We start from the raw sequence: 14,184 nt of genomic DNA on the forward strand, positions 1-14,184 counted from the left end.
GCGAGGCGCGCATCTCTTTATCAGATGCGCTCCTCGCACATTAACTTCATATTAACTCCTTTTTATTTTTCATTTATTAGTTTAGCAGTGAACCAACTTTTATCTCCCTCTTATGATCAATCGCTATACCGAACTACTCGATACTTTTGACAAAACACCTATTGAGGATTGGGGTTTCTACTTCCACGATAATGCCGAAAGAATTGATACGCTGATCAAGTTCTACGAAGCATACAACAAGCGTATCATGAATGCGCAGGCAAAACGCATTCACGAGATCAAAAAAAGTATCGTTCGTATTACGGGGGATAATCGCTGGTCGGATATAGAAGGATTGGAATTAATCTATCATGTATTTGAACCATCCTTATATATCCGTGGGAGTTTTACTTCCGCAGCAGAAGATCCATTAGGAACTTTCAACATTCATATTCTCACCCCTACCGTACAAGCCTGGAATCATTATGAAGATCAGCTGCTCAGTCATTATACAGCACAGGAACCCTTAATAGCAGGCAACAAGACAATTTTACAAGTAGCCACCATCCCCGGACTGCAGGAAGAACAGGTCCTGAAAGCCTTGCAGGAAGTGTATTTGTTCGTATCCAGCCTCACTTTGAAGAATTTTTTGCACCCGTTAACATCTCATTAACGAACTTCACTTCCCAATTTATTAGCTTAGCTGATATATAGCGATTGTCGTTCTACGATTCCCATTGGAATACACCAACGAAACCGGCTTAACGATAAAGCATTGTTCCCATTGCCAGCCCCCATGCAAGCCAATAGCGGGTTGCAATCTGGCTTACTTATAGTTCATGTGTACATCAAAATAGACCGTTAAAACGCGATTATGTACCCTACATTATACGAAGAGAATAAACTACTATTAATTGATCGCCTGGATCAGGCCTATTTTCCCGCTGCGAATATACCCACCGAGTATCTGCCCCTTATCATACCCTATGCAGGCTTATATTATGAGCAGGATGACGATTATAATATGCTGTCACAGCATATCCAGCTAGGCCCTTTCTCCTTATGGCTGCATGATGTATTTGCCCGTAAGGATATTGTACTGCGCCCCTATGCGCCATTCCACCTGTGGGCGCTGCATTTCATGTATGAAGATACCCTGCGCGCCGTGTCATCTAAAACGGACGTATTCACCCTGGAGGAAAGACAGTGTAACCTGTTCAACCTCTATTCCCACATGCATCGCGTACCCATGCCCGCAGGCAAGAAAGTGCTTTCATTCCATATCAATATACTGCCATCAGACTTGATGTTGCTCGTACAACATTATCCGGGTCTTTATTATCTCGCCAACAAAAGGGTGCAAAGGACATCCAGCGTTATTAACGAAAAGCCATACCGTATTAATGCTGTTTGTAATATGCTGATCCAGAGCATCCTGTCCTGCAGGTACGTAGAGGCGCCCGCCGCCTACTTCCTGCAGCGCTGCTGCCTGGACCTTTTCCTCAATTTCGCACAGCAGGATGCTATCTCTGACGAGATCAGGCCTCCTACTGAGGCGCAAACGGTCCTTTTTAACCAGATATTCACCTACCTGACCGAACATCCGCACATCAACCATACGGTGCAGGAAATTGCCAAAATGTTCGATATGCCGGGTGTGAAACTGGCGCAGGGATTCCGGGCGCAGTTCAGCGTTGGTATCACGCCATTCCTGCACATGCTGAAAATGACGATGATCTATCATACGCTCATGCAAAAGGCATGTACCCTGCGGGACGTGGCCCTCGTGGCTGGCTATCAGCACACAGAAGAGATGGTAAGGGACCTGGAAAAGCATTACGGCTGCAATCTCGCTGCATTGCGCAGAAGCATGTAAATTTCATTTTGCATTGTTTACCATGAAGCTCCGCCAGGAGCTTTTTTTGTGCCCCTTATACCCGTCCCTCCAAAGTTTTTCTCCTCATCTCCTAAGTTCTCTTCTCACCAGCACGCCTACCTTTGGAAAGAACGAAAACTGTATACTACCATTTTAGAGTTTCTCCAAAAGTTAGCCCATGGATCAACCCATTTTAATACCACAAACAGATAGCCAGGTTCCGGTAAAAAGAAAAGCCATTATTATTGGAGCCGGCCCCGCCGGATTAACGGCCGCATACGAATTGTTGAAGAGATCCGACATCATTCCGGTCATCCTGGAAAAATCAGGAGACATTGGTGGTATCTCAAAGACCATTAATTATAAAGGTAACCGCATGGACATTGGCGGTCACCGCTTCTTTTCGAAGTCAGACCGTGTCATGAACTGGTGGCTGAACATCCTTCCTGCCCAGGAAACTGGCAATGAACAGTTCACCATCAGTTATCAGAACAAATCCAGGCAGGTAGCGCCCGGCGAAAGCGTCACCTCCGGGAACAGCGATAAAGTAATGCTGGTCAGGGAACGCCTCTCCCGTATCTACTTCCTGCGCAGGTTCTTTACTTATCCGATACAGCTTTCTATCGATACACTAAGGAAACTGGGAATAGGCACCACCATCTCTATCCTGGTTTCCTATTTACAAGCCCAGATATCTCCCCGTAAACCGGAGAATAGCCTGGAAGACTTTATGATCAATCGCTTTGGCAAAACACTGTACAAACTGTTCTTCAGGGACTATACTGAAAAAGTATGGGGGGTACCCTGCCACGAAATTCCGGCAGAATGGGGTGCACAACGTATCAAAGGCGTAAGCATCCGCAAGGCTATCCAACACGCCGTTCAGTCGGCCGTGAAGAAGAAGAAAAAGAAAACAGGAGACATCGCCCAGAAAGATACCGAAACCAGCCTGATAGAGCAGTTCCTCTATCCTAAACTTGGCCCTGGCCAACTTTGGGAAGAAGTGGCCCGCCAGGTACAGGAAATGGGCGGTACGATATTGATGCACCACGACGTGATCTCTGTCAATACACAGGACGGTAAGGTTACCGCCGTAGAGGCCTTTAACAAACAAGACCTCCAGACCGTAGAATTAAAAGGGGACTTTTTCTTTAGCACCATGCCTATAAAAGAGCTGATTGCCAGCATGGATGCCGACATACCACAAAACGTGCGGGAAGTAGCGGCAGGACTCCAGTACCGCGATTTCATCACCGTAGGCATCCTGCTCCAGAACCTCTCTGAACAGGACAAGCGAACCGGTAAATGGAAGCCATTGCAGCTGAAAGATACCTGGATCTACATACAGGAAAAAGATGTAAAAGTAGGCCGCCTGCAGCTGTTCAACAACTGGAGCCCTTACCTGGTGAAAGATCCTAATACAGCCTGGGTAGGCATGGAATTCTTCTGTAATGAAACAGACGATTTCTGGAAGCTGCCCGATGAAAAGATAGCCGCTCTCGCCATCCGCGAACTGCAGAAGATAGGATTGGCCAATACCAATGATGTGCTGGATTCTACCGTTCTGCGTGTAGAGAAAACCTACCCTGCCTATTTCGGCGCCTATGAGCGTTTTGATGAAGTGAAACAATATGTGAATACTTATCCGAACCTCTTCCTCGTAGGAAGGAATGGTATGCACAAGTATAACAACGCCGACCACTCCATGCTCACAGCTATGGTGGCGGTAGATAATATCATTGCTGGTGAAACTGGGAAAGATAACATCTGGTCCATCAATACGGAACAGGAGTATCACGAAGAAAAAACAGGACAGCATGCCTGATCAGCTGTACATGAAATTAGCCGGACAGGATTGCCCGGCTACATGTATACAGACTAAAAAATTCAATCAGGATGTAATGATACACCTTTCAACATTGAAATAAGTTAATGCGAGGTTAACAGAATTAAATTTCCCTTTTTTAACCACAAAGTTCATCCGGCGCTTCATGCCACTGTTTCCTCAGCGTCGCGATTACGCTGATCGTTGACCCGGCTGTAGGACTATTGGCCTGGTAGCGGCATACACCACACCCGGGCCATTTTCCTGCAACAGCGAGATATGACGAATCAGGAATTAAGTATTGGGAATGATGCTTAATTCGTAGACGTAATTCCTGATTCCAGATTTCTAATCCCTAATTTCTTTTACATGCGAACGCCATTGTTACCATTGCAGCAACTGCTGGACAGTATGCAGCACCCGCCACGCCCGAACGATCCTTCCGCCTATGAAATAGCCAGTTCCATGCATAAACAATCTCTGGCCGCCATAGAAGATATTACCCTGGCATTTGAAGAATGCCTGGCCGCAGGCGTCAGCGAACAAACCCTCCATAAATATGTGAGCACCTGCCAGGAAAAGCTCACCGCTCTTTGCAACGACGTGCCTTTCAGCTGGCTAGAAGTGGAAACATCGGCCCCGGTGGAATATGACGAATGGCGCTACCTCTGTAATGACATCTGCCACCAGTTGGAAGATCTCATTCTTTACCTCATGTTTACCTATGCCAAGTATTATAACAAAATGGCGGTTACGCCAAATGTGTACCGGGAACTGATGCGGCAACGCATCGCTCCCGGTCTTTCTGTGATCCGCAGCTGGTTCAATGAAACTGACGAAAGCTGCCGGGAACTGCAAGTGATGATCCTCAGCTTGTACGATGCTTTCCTTCCTGAAGTGCCCAATAAGATGAACCATTATCAGCTGGACTTCCTCCGCGAACTGCAACAGGCATTGCTCAAATACTGGTCGCAGGAAGACAATACACTGGAACATGGGTTATTACAGCAATTACTCTTCTCCCTCAACTTCAACAGCACGGATTATTATCATTATTGCACGTCCTATATCAGCCAGCAATTGGCAGAACTACCGGATACGCATACCCAATTGGACCTGCTGTCCTTTATTCATAAAACACTCTGCCAGATACCCGTAAAACAAGGCCTGGCCTATAGTCACGACGCACCGTCCATTATCGCATTACTGAAGGAATGGCTGCAGGTAGAAAGTAAATACCGGCAGTCAGGGATGAAACGTCATTCATCCAAAGATGTGAAGCAATTCAAAACCCTGCCTGAAAATTTCAAGCTGCAAACCAATCTGACACTGCAGGAGCTGGCAGCGTTTTTCAAGATCTTAAAAGAAGCGGGTATTATCGAAAACAGAAATATGCAGGATGTATTCCGCCTGTTGGCACTCTGCTTCTCTATTCAGAAAAAGGAAGCATTCGAAGGAAGTCTGTTTCAGTCACATTACTATCACATCTCCCAGGAAACATTAAAAAAGATGGAGGACCTGGCACATTCACTTGTCAGGAAAGCCTATCAGCTGAAAAAAGGGTTGTAAGCCACTATACATGGCTTACTTTTTCTTCTTTTTCTTTTTCTTCAGCATTTCCTGCTGCTTGTTATGCTCATCCAGCAGCAGCTGCCAGTTGTCATTCGGGATATCTTCAGAGAAACTGATCGTTTCCCTGTAATCATTCTTGTTTATTTTCATGACGGTGATCTCCTTACCGATGTAAGTCTGGATCGCTTCCAGCACCGGCTTTTCTTCCTCGCTGCAAAAAGAGACAGCCTGTCCCTTCTTTACGCCACGGCCCGTACGTCCCACACGGTGCACATAGTTTTCCGGCACATCCGGCAGGTCATAATTCACCACATAATCCACATCAGGAATATCAATACCACGGGCATTCACATCGGTGGTGATCAGCAGTTTGATATCTCCCTTTTTGAACTCATCCATCACCTGCAGGCGGTCATCCTGCTCCTTGCCACCGTGCATGGCTAAAGACTTGATCCCCACACGTTCCATGGCAGCCACCACCCTTTCTACGCGCACTTTCGTCCGTGCAAACACCAGGATCTTATTCTCAGGGAACTCTTTCACCAGCCTTTCCAGAAAGAAACGCTTATCATCCATCTCCACATAGGCCACGGCATGCTGTACATTTTTAGACACAGGGTCCTGCGGAGAGACCTGGATCCTGATAGGGTTCCTTACTACAGAATAGGCCAGGTCTTTGATCTCTTCATCGATGGTAGCAGAGAAAAACAGGGTCTGGTGATTACGGGGAAGGTGTTTCAGCACATCCCGGATATCCCGGATGAACCCCAGGTCCAGCATATGGTCTGCCTCATCCAGGATCAGGATGCCTGTCTGGCTGAGGTCAATAAAACCCTGGCTGATCAGGTCAAACATACGTCCCGGTGTTGCAATCAGCACATCCACACCCTGGGCCAGCTTCTTCAGCTGTGGCGCCTGGTCCACGCCCCCATGCAGCCCTAATATGTTCAGTTTTGTGTATTTACCTACGTTTGCAAACACCTCCGAGATCTGGACTGCCAGCTCACGGGTCGGTACCATTACCACGCATCTCACTTCCCCCTTCGCTTTCCGGGGATGGTATCTTTGCAGCATGTGCAGCACAGGAATAGCAAAAGCGGCTGTTTTACCCGTTCCTGTCTGCGCAATGGCCAATACGTCATCCCCCTTCAGGATGGAAGGAATTGCTTTAAACTGAATATCCGTAGGACGTTTAAAACCCAACTCGGCTAAACTTCTCTTAATTTCCTCGGAAATATGGTACTGCTCAAACTTCATGCGGCAAAGATAAGGCTAGCAACTGACATTGGCGAGAGGAGGGCATATTGGAGCCGCACCTACTGATTAAGAGTCAGTAAGCCCGGGTGTTGGCGTACAAATTGTAATGGCTATCTTTAGAGATAATTCGATTCCATGAGAGGCAAATTCTTTGTCAGATTGCACCCGATACACCGCATATTGATCAGCGCAGGTATGGCGGGCCTGGTATTCCTGCTTATACAGGCGGCATCCTTAACCCCGCTTATCCGTATAGTATTGTTGTGGGATGTATTTGCACTTGCCTATAACATCACCTGCTGGTTCGTGTTTTTTAACCGCAGTGTGGAAGAGATCCGGAAATATGCCAGGAAAGAAGATGGCAGCCGGATATTTGTGTTCATAGTGATCCTGCTGGCCTGCTTTGCCAGTATGCTGATGGTAACGCTGCTCATGATATCCAACGAGTCCAGAGAAACAGATAAACTACTCTATGTACCCGTAGCCATAGCCGGCATCCTGTTTTCCTGGGGCATGGTGCATACCATGTTTGCCTTCCACTATGCCCATATTTACTATGATGACGATGAGGATAAACTGGCAAAACAGGCAGGAGGCCTGGAATTCCCGGAAGAACCGGAGCCTGACTACGTGGATTTTGCCTATTTTTCTTTTGTAGTCGGGATGACCTTCCAGGTATCAGACGTACAGATCAGCGACCGCAAGCTGCGCCGTATAGCGCTAATGCACGGCCTCCTGGCGTTTATACTAAATACCTTCGTGGTAGCGCTGACTATCAACCTGGTGGCAGGACTGAGGGGTTAACTATTCCAATGGATGCAGACCTGCTATTCAAAATAGTTCCAGAATGCCTGTGTAGCCAACTGTCCGGCTCTCCGCAGGCGTCTCCTTTCCCGCAAGGGCTGTACAACTGAGCGATAAGTCTGTTGCAGGTAAGGCCAGCCAAAGGCGGCGGTATTGAAAATGATCATGATAGAGGAGAATAGTTGCAATCCCATAAAGACCGCAATGCCCAGGTGCATCAGCACAATGGCCAGATAGCCATACGGGCGGCTGCGGCGCCACCAGATAAAGAAAGGATACCCCATCTCCAATACCAGCGTTCCCCATCCGATCAATTTGGCCAGCAGCGGGTAATTGGCCATCCAGCGCATATCAAAACGGGCAAACTGTCCCTGCATCAGGGTCTGCCAGATGGCTTCTCCATTCCACCATTGTATACCCATGGCCTTTTCAACACCGGAAGCAATATATACAACACAGAGGTGCAGCTGTAACACCCGGATCGACAATGTATTCCATTCACTTGCCACAGGTTGGGTATGCCGGGAAAAAGTATCCCAGGAATACACCTCTCCCACGGGCATGATAATACAATAGAACAGGGCGATATGCATAAACGTTTCTACACCATATGCGGCCATGAAACCGGTATTAATAAATGTAAACTGTAATGCCCATGCAATAAATGCCGCATACCGGGCGAATTTCCCCAACAGTAATAGCGTCAGGCTGCATAAGTAGATCCCCATCAGCATATATACCCATGTATCTGCCGCCATGCCTGTCACATTGGCCAATGGCTGCAACCAGGATAACTGGGGCATATAAGGGTCCACAATGCCACTGCTGATAGACCAGGGTACCAGTCCGTCGGCGCCGTACAACAGGGTAATGCTGCCTGCCAACCAGCCGCCCTGGACTAATCCCAGCAGGGCAATAGCTATTCTGAAAAATGCCAGTGGCTCACCCGTGGAAGGAGCCAGGAAGAAACGTTTAAGATTGGTAAGCATAGTAGAAACGTTTTAAATCTTTGTTCCTGTTTTTCTAAAATCTTTCACCAGGAATGGCTCCCACTTTGGCGTGGCGCCGGCGCGGAATGCAGCCATATCCGGTACCCTCTTGCCGATGACGGTTACCCGGACCATCTGGCTGGAAGGATTTTGACGTAACATATAAGCAGCACAACTCTTTGCCAGCAATGACTGGGCTTCGTCTATGCTGAAAAAATTATAGATGGTTTGTATACGGCGGTTGCATTCAGTATTGTCGCTTTCCAGCCGGGTTACCCGCTGCGCTGTTCCATCTGCAAGGGTGTATACCACCGCTATTTCATTGCCGATGCGGGGTGCAAAAAAGCTGAAGATATTTCCGCTGCCGGTATAATCGCCATAGGCTGTGATCTGCTTCAACAACCAGGATTTATGCGTTGTCCATTCTTCCAGGTGAGCGGCATGTAAAGCTGCTACCGTCAGGTGGAAGATGGCGATGCCTATCCAGCAGAGATGTTTGGTTGTGATCATATGAATAAACGTTGTTTATCTAATGATGAATATGACGTGTTGTCGTTCGCCGATTCCGTCGGGTCGGGTTTACATTCGGGTTACGGTTTCATTCGCCGGTTCCCGTCCATTGTTCCGGTTTTCCGATTTCCATTCCCCCCCGTTAAAACGGGGGGCTACAAACACGGCGCCCCTGACGGAGCGATATGTGTAGCATTGTCGTAAAACAGTTTTATAGCGTTTCGGGATCAGGAGACAGGAAGAGCACCGGCAATAATATTATTCCGATGCCCTTCTCTATTTCTGATGCATAACCATGTTAGAACCCAATTACGGCTCCACCAGCTACTTCTTCTACGTTCAGTTTTTCGAAGCGGGTATCCAGGCGGGCGAAATTGGCGCGGATATCTTTCAGGATTTCAGGATCGAAACAACCGATCAGGTTGGGGAACCTTTTTCTGAGGATATCTTCCCATCTCAGACCGTTGTAGATGGTCAGGCGGGCGCCGGTGGTAGGCACCTGGGTAATATCGGCGGTGCCATAGAAACCACGGGTAAAGTAAGGCATTATACCAGCAGGTATTGACAAACGGAATTTAGCCAGCGTTGCTTGTCCGATCACTTTCTGGTCCACTACGTCGGGCACTAAACGTGCGCCGGCAGCCAGGAAAGATTTGGTGGCAAGCAGTTGCTGTTCTTTACCTACTTCATATACGCCCAGGTCAAAGAACTGTCTGGGGTCCACTTTCTGTGCCAATGCTGCTGCGCGGGAAGCGATGTCCAGGTAGGGGATCATGGTAGGACAGGTTTTGATCCAGATCTTCCGGAAGGGGATCTTTTCATAACCGATCTTAGCCAGCTCCGGGAATGGCGGACGGCCACCGGGACCAAAGAACTGAGTTTCTTCAGACAGACTGCCATAACGGGCTTTGGTAATGTAATCGTTGGTTGGTAATCCATCAAAAGCCAACAGGTAGGTGTCCGGTGAAAGGTCTTTCAGGATTGCATCCAGTTCATCGGTACCATCCAATCTGGCACCGGTTTCTGTCGTGGAACCAATAGATGACTGAGGGGTAGCCTGCTGGTCTTTCTTGCAGGAAAACAATGACAGGGTAGCTATAGCAGCCACGCCTGTAAACAAGAGATGTTTACGCATTTTCTTTGGGGTTTGTGGTTAATGAATAATTCGATGACACAAATTTCAATCAATTAACCTCACCCGTCAAGTGCAAAAACTCCTGTTTTACTACGTATAAATACGTAAACAATGGAAAAACCAACAGATGAGCCGCATATCCGCAGCTCATCTGTTCATAATTTACTTCAACTGCTCTATCGCAGGAACAGGATCTTACCAGCCTCACTTGATTTGTAAGTGCCGGTAGCGCTGTCAAACGTATAGGTACAGGTACCGAAATGGTCCCAAGCACATACGTAGTCATAATCCTTAATGCCTGCTACTGCAAACTCGCCGGTACTGGTTTTGTAGTACTTGGTTTCAGCACGTTCAGCCTTGTTCTGCAAATTGGTGGCTACCGCTGTTCCGGCGGCAAGAGTAACGGCCACTGCCATTAACGCGAATCTTACATTTTTCATTTTTGTGGTTTGATTTTGTAGGTGAAGGGGGCAACAACAGGATGACTATCTTAACAGCATAAACGCTGTCAATGTCTTAGTATCGGTTTCCTTGCGATGATCTTTTATGCTTATCGAAGTTTGCCAGTGTTAACAATGAGAACTTTACTTTTTTACTCTTCATGGGTTTACATTTTGTGTCGTGACGGGGTTAACATTTAATAGGGTACCGAAATTTTCATGGATGATAAAAGGCCGTCTTTCCTCTATTGTAGTCACGAAGATATAATAGTCTGCTGCTACGCGACAGCAGTTGTGAAATTGATAATAGAATATTTACTATCTTTGCGTCAGATTAACACAAAGAGTAAATGAAACCCTTTCATAGTTATCAGAACCCCTCCCTTGCAGTGGACCTGGCCGTATTTGGTTACAGTAAGCAAACCCTGTCCGTTTTACTCCTGAACAGAAAGGAAGAGCCGTTCAAAGACCGCTGGGTGCTTCCCGGCGCCTTCCTGCAAATGGAAGAACGTTTCAAGGATACCTGTTCAAGGGTGCTGAAAACCAAGCTGGGTATGGATGATGTCTACTTGGAACAGTTATACTCTTTCGATGAACCAGACCGCGATCCCCGCGGCCGGGCGATATCAGTCGCCCACTATGCACTCGTCAATCCCGCCAGGGTGGCGATTGCCGCCGGCAGCATGGCCAATGACGTCAGCTGGTTCAACATCAATGAGTTACCTGCATTGGGATTTGACCATGACATTATATTCCAGCAGGCACTCCAGCGCTTACGTTCTAAGATCACCTATTTCCCTGTGGGGTTTGAGTTACTGGATGATCTGTTCACGATGCCGGAGTTGCATGAACTATATGAGTGCATACTGGATACGAGCATTGACCGCCGCAATTTCAGAAGGAAGATCCTCGACTCGGAATATATTATTAACACCGGCAAGAAAAGGGAAGGTTCCCAGAACAGGCACCCCGATCTCTATAAATTCAATAAAAAACTAAAGAAGAATAGCTTCCAGATAAACATCTAAACCATGAAATACAATAACGAATGGCTGATTAAACGATATCAGGCCAAGGAAAAGTTAACCTACACTTTCTTCTGGGGACATAAAGGAGAACCCGGCAATGTCACTAAAAGCTGTTTCAGCCAGTGGTGGCCGGCCGCCTTTAAAGACGAACAACATGTTTACCCCACAGCAGAACATTGGATGATGGCTGAAAAAGCAAGACTGTTCAACGACGCTGCCTCAGAAGAAAAAATACTCAAGGCACCCTCACCCGCAGCTGCCAAAAAGCTGGGCAGGCTTGTGCAGCGTTTTGATCCCGTCGCCTGGGATGCAAAGAAATTCAATATCGTGGTGAACGGAAATCTGCTCAAATTCTCTCAATATCCCAAAATGAAAGAATTCCTGATCAGTACCGGAGACACCATCATCGTAGAAGCAAGCCCGCTGGACCGCATCTGGGGAATAGGTATGGGGGCTAATCATGAACACGCAGAGAATCCAACCCTATGGCGGGGACATAATCTCCTCGGATATGCCCTGATGGAAGTCAGGGACCAACTAAAACAATAAATACAATGAACGACAAACAAAGGAAAGGTATCAGCAAGTTTCTGAGCCTGATCCTACGACATCAGCCTGAAGTGATCGGCATCACACTCGATGAGAATGGCTGGACAGATGTAGATGAACTGATCGCTAAAATGAATGCCAACGGGCATCGCATCTCTTTCGAGGAACTGGAAGAAGTAGTGGAGACTGATGACAAGCAACGTTATTCCTTCAGTGAAGACGGCGTTAAAATACGCGCCAGCCAGGGACATTCCGTGAATATTTCCCTGGGACTGGATCCGCAGGAACCACCGGCATACCTTTATCATGGAACAGTGTCAAAGTTCCTGGATAGCATCCGCAAAGAAGGGCTGCAAAGGATGAGCCGCCAGCACCTGCACCTCAGCCGTGACAGGGAAACTGCCGTTAAAGTCGGCAGCCGCCGCGGCGCTCCTGTGATCCTTAATATCAGCAGTGGGGAAATGCATAGGGACGGGTTTCTTTTCTACCTGTCGGACAATGGTGTCTGGCTGACAGATCATGTGCCGGCGAAGTATATAAATTTCTAAATAAGACTAATGGCTAACAGAAATTTTATTAAAGATGCTCTATTGGGAGTGGCCACCGGCGATGCATTGGGCGTGCCAGTGGAATTCCGCTCCAGGAGCTCTCTACTTCGCGATCCAGTCACCACGATGAGAGGTTACGGTACACATCATCAACCACCAGGCACCTGGTCCGATGACAGCTCTCTTACCTTTTGTCTCGCGGAGATGTTATGCAAAGGGTATGATCTGCAAAACCTGGCTAACCGCTTTGTTAACTGGAAGAATTACAGTTACTGGACACCCCATGGAGATGTATTCGATATTGGCATCGCCACAGCAGAAGCCATTACACGGTTGCAAACCGGTACCTCTCCCACCCTTGCCGGTGGCATAACAGAAGGCAGCAATGGTAACGGTTCCCTGATGCGCATCCTGCCATTGCTTTTTTATATAAAAGACATGCCCATAGAGGAACGCTTCAAACATGTACAGGAAGTATCATCCCTTACACATGCCCATCTGCGGTCTGTCAACGCCTGCTTTATTTACCTGGAACTGGCCCTGGCTATCCTGAAGGGGCAGTCTAAAGCAGCCGCATATGAGACGGTCTGTTTCACGTTGCCGGATTTTCTGCAGAACGGGGAAGCATCTTATTTCAGTGATATACTTTCCGGGCATCTGCCACAGTTCCCCATAGAAAAAATTCATGGCTCCGGATATGTACTACGTACACTGGAAGCTGCTATCTGGTGCCTGCTTAATACCAACTCCTACAGCGAAGCTGTACTACAGGCTGTAAACCTCGGAGATGATACGGACACGACAGCAGCCGTGACCGGCGGATTGGCAGGATTGCTCTACGGTTGGGAAACAATTCCGGCTGACTGGCTAAATGTTTTGGCCAAAAGAGATGCAATTGAACAGTTGATTGTTAACTTGCAGGCCAAAATTTACAGGTAATGGCGCGGACGTTTGTAATTGGGGATATACATGGCGCACTGAAAGCATTGGAACAGGTGCTTGAAAGGGTCAAGCTGAAAGCGGATGATCAGCTCATTTTCCTGGGCGACTATGTGGATGGCTGGTCACAATCTGCACAGGTCATCGATTACCTCATGCAACTGGAAAAACAATACCATTGCATATTCATCAAAGGTAATCATGATGCCTGGTGCGAGTCATGGTTAATGGGAGGATTCCCTGATCAGACCTGGCAGTTCAATGGAGGAAGAGAAACGGTGGCCAGCTATGAAGGTTATAGCCAATCTCAGAAGAATGGTCATATCATCTTTTATAACCGGATGAAAGATTATGTCATCGATTCGGAAAACAGGTTGTTCATACATGCGGGCTTTACTTCCATGCATGGCCCTGCTATGGAGAGATATGACACGAGTTATCACTGGGACAGGACCCTTTGGGAAATGGCTATCACGATGGATAAACGTATCAAAAGAGACTCCAAGTTATTCCCTAAAAGATTGTTAGTCTTCAATGAGATCTTTATTGGTCATACTCCTACCATCAACTATGATGTAGATGTACCAATGAATGGTTGTAATGTGTGGAATGTAGATACGGGTGCGGCCTTTTATGGCAAGCTGACGGCAATGGATATTAGTACAAAAAAGTATTGGCAGAGTGATCCTGTACAGCAATTATATCCAAACGAAAAAGGAAGGAACCGTTAAGC

The 14,184-nt window shown here is 47.3% G+C and carries 15 protein-coding genes; 10 read left to right on the forward strand and 5 right to left on the reverse strand.

Annotated features, from left to right (window positions below; translation table 11 throughout):
* Positions 1–112 precede the first annotated feature (112 nt).
* The 4 genes from F3I09_RS32805 (at position 113) to F3I09_RS32820 (ending at position 5,249) form a co-directional block, all read left to right on the forward strand.
* A complete protein-coding gene (locus F3I09_RS32805) occupies positions 113–652 on the forward strand; it encodes a hypothetical protein (RefSeq protein WP_149699284.1) in 540 nt (179 codons plus the stop codon).
* A 201-nt stretch (positions 653–853) separates the two neighbouring features.
* Positions 854–1,855: an AraC family transcriptional regulator gene (locus F3I09_RS32810; protein ID WP_149699285.1), complete on the forward strand. Its 1,002-nt coding sequence runs from the start codon at positions 854–856 to the stop codon at positions 1,853–1,855.
* A gap of 178 nt (positions 1,856–2,033) precedes the next feature.
* Positions 2,034–3,680, forward strand: coding sequence for an NAD(P)/FAD-dependent oxidoreductase (locus F3I09_RS32815; protein WP_149699286.1), 1,647 nt, complete (start codon positions 2,034–2,036; stop codon positions 3,678–3,680).
* A 369-nt stretch (positions 3,681–4,049) separates the two neighbouring features.
* Entirely contained in the window at positions 4,050–5,249 is a 1,200-nt protein-coding gene (locus F3I09_RS32820; RefSeq protein ID WP_149699287.1) for a hypothetical protein, read from the forward strand.
* Positions 5,250–5,264: 15 nt separating this feature from the next.
* Here F3I09_RS32820 and F3I09_RS32825 read toward each other — a convergent pair whose 3' ends face one another.
* A complete protein-coding gene (locus F3I09_RS32825; protein ID WP_149699288.1) occupies positions 5,265–6,509 on the reverse strand; it encodes a DEAD/DEAH box helicase in 1,245 nt (414 codons plus the stop codon).
* 135 nt (positions 6,510–6,644) lie between these two features.
* Between F3I09_RS32825 and F3I09_RS32830 the strand changes: the two genes are divergently transcribed.
* Positions 6,645–7,313 (forward strand): DUF1345 domain-containing protein, encoded by a 669-nt coding sequence (locus F3I09_RS32830; RefSeq protein ID WP_149699289.1) that lies wholly within the window; start codon positions 6,645–6,647, stop codon positions 7,311–7,313.
* 23 nt (positions 7,314–7,336) lie between these two features.
* On the opposite strand, the gene F3I09_RS32835 is transcribed toward F3I09_RS32830, so the two are convergent.
* From F3I09_RS32835 to F3I09_RS32850, 4 genes are all read right to left on the reverse strand, one after another.
* Positions 7,337–8,302, reverse strand: a complete 966-nt coding sequence (locus F3I09_RS32835; protein ID WP_149699290.1) for an HTTM domain-containing protein — start codon at positions 8,300–8,302, stop codon at positions 7,337–7,339.
* A 12-nt stretch (positions 8,303–8,314) separates the two neighbouring features.
* Positions 8,315–8,812, reverse strand: coding sequence for a hypothetical protein (locus tag F3I09_RS32840; protein WP_149699291.1), 498 nt, complete (start codon positions 8,810–8,812; stop codon positions 8,315–8,317).
* A gap of 298 nt (positions 8,813–9,110) precedes the next feature.
* A complete protein-coding gene (locus tag F3I09_RS32845; protein ID WP_149699292.1) occupies positions 9,111–9,947 on the reverse strand; it encodes a hypothetical protein in 837 nt (278 codons plus the stop codon).
* A 176-nt stretch (positions 9,948–10,123) separates the two neighbouring features.
* A complete protein-coding gene (locus F3I09_RS32850; protein ID WP_223233459.1) occupies positions 10,124–10,387 on the reverse strand; it encodes a DUF6520 family protein in 264 nt (87 codons plus the stop codon).
* A gap of 350 nt (positions 10,388–10,737) precedes the next feature.
* Between F3I09_RS32850 and F3I09_RS32855 the strand changes: the two genes are divergently transcribed.
* The 5 genes from F3I09_RS32855 to F3I09_RS32875 are packed head-to-tail and all read left to right on the forward strand — an operon-like array spanning position 10,738 to position 14,182.
* On the forward strand, positions 10,738–11,415 hold the full coding sequence (locus F3I09_RS32855; protein ID WP_149699293.1) for an NUDIX domain-containing protein: 678 nt from the start codon (positions 10,738–10,740) through the stop codon (positions 11,413–11,415).
* Positions 11,416–11,418: 3 nt separating this feature from the next.
* Positions 11,419–11,964, forward strand: a complete 546-nt coding sequence (locus F3I09_RS32860; RefSeq protein ID WP_149699294.1) for an NADAR family protein — start codon at positions 11,419–11,421, stop codon at positions 11,962–11,964.
* 5 nt (positions 11,965–11,969) lie between these two features.
* On the forward strand, positions 11,970–12,512 hold the full coding sequence (locus tag F3I09_RS32865; protein ID WP_149699295.1) for an RNA 2'-phosphotransferase: 543 nt from the start codon (positions 11,970–11,972) through the stop codon (positions 12,510–12,512).
* A 9-nt stretch (positions 12,513–12,521) separates the two neighbouring features.
* A complete protein-coding gene (locus F3I09_RS32870) occupies positions 12,522–13,451 on the forward strand; it encodes an ADP-ribosylglycohydrolase family protein (protein ID WP_149699296.1) in 930 nt (309 codons plus the stop codon).
* The gene (locus F3I09_RS32875) at positions 13,451–14,182 is read left to right on the forward strand and encodes a metallophosphoesterase family protein (RefSeq protein WP_149699297.1); all 732 of its coding nucleotides are present in this window, start codon (positions 13,451–13,453) and stop codon (positions 14,180–14,182) included. Before F3I09_RS32870 ends, F3I09_RS32875 begins: the two co-directional genes overlap by 1 nt.
* The last annotated feature ends 2 nt before the right edge of the window (positions 14,183–14,184 follow it).

Origin of the sequence: Chitinophaga sp. CF418 (assembly GCF_900142925.1) — a bacterium.
Taxonomy (GTDB): Bacteria; Bacteroidota; Bacteroidia; order Chitinophagales; family Chitinophagaceae; genus Chitinophaga.

Bases quoted from the DNA above. Each gene is read 5' to 3' on its own strand.
- F3I09_RS32805 (WP_149699284.1), top strand. From the start codon at position 113: ATGATCAATCGCTATACCGAACTACTCGATACTTTTGACAAAACACCT.
- F3I09_RS32810 (WP_149699285.1), top strand. From the start codon at position 854: ATGTACCCTACATTATACGAAGAGAATAAACTACTATTAATTGATCGC.
- F3I09_RS32815 (WP_149699286.1), top strand. From the start codon at position 2,034: ATGGATCAACCCATTTTAATACCACAAACAGATAGCCAGGTTCCGGTA.
- F3I09_RS32820 (WP_149699287.1), top strand. From the start codon at position 4,050: ATGCGAACGCCATTGTTACCATTGCAGCAACTGCTGGACAGTATGCAG.
- F3I09_RS32825 (WP_149699288.1), bottom strand. From the start codon at position 6,509: ATGAAGTTTGAGCAGTACCATATTTCCGAGGAAATTAAGAGAAGTTTA.
- F3I09_RS32830 (WP_149699289.1), top strand. From the start codon at position 6,645: ATGAGAGGCAAATTCTTTGTCAGATTGCACCCGATACACCGCATATTG.
- F3I09_RS32835 (WP_149699290.1), bottom strand. From the start codon at position 8,302: ATGCTTACCAATCTTAAACGTTTCTTCCTGGCTCCTTCCACGGGTGAG.
- F3I09_RS32840 (WP_149699291.1), bottom strand. From the start codon at position 8,812: ATGATCACAACCAAACATCTCTGCTGGATAGGCATCGCCATCTTCCAC.
- F3I09_RS32845 (WP_149699292.1), bottom strand. From the start codon at position 9,947: ATGCGTAAACATCTCTTGTTTACAGGCGTGGCTGCTATAGCTACCCTG.
- F3I09_RS32850 (WP_223233459.1), bottom strand. From the start codon at position 10,387: ATGAAAAATGTAAGATTCGCGTTAATGGCAGTGGCCGTTACTCTTGCC.
- F3I09_RS32855 (WP_149699293.1), top strand. From the start codon at position 10,738: ATGAAACCCTTTCATAGTTATCAGAACCCCTCCCTTGCAGTGGACCTG.
- F3I09_RS32860 (WP_149699294.1), top strand. From the start codon at position 11,419: ATGAAATACAATAACGAATGGCTGATTAAACGATATCAGGCCAAGGAA.
- F3I09_RS32865 (WP_149699295.1), top strand. From the start codon at position 11,970: ATGAACGACAAACAAAGGAAAGGTATCAGCAAGTTTCTGAGCCTGATC.
- F3I09_RS32870 (WP_149699296.1), top strand. From the start codon at position 12,522: ATGGCTAACAGAAATTTTATTAAAGATGCTCTATTGGGAGTGGCCACC.
- F3I09_RS32875 (WP_149699297.1), top strand. From the start codon at position 13,451: ATGGCGCGGACGTTTGTAATTGGGGATATACATGGCGCACTGAAAGCA.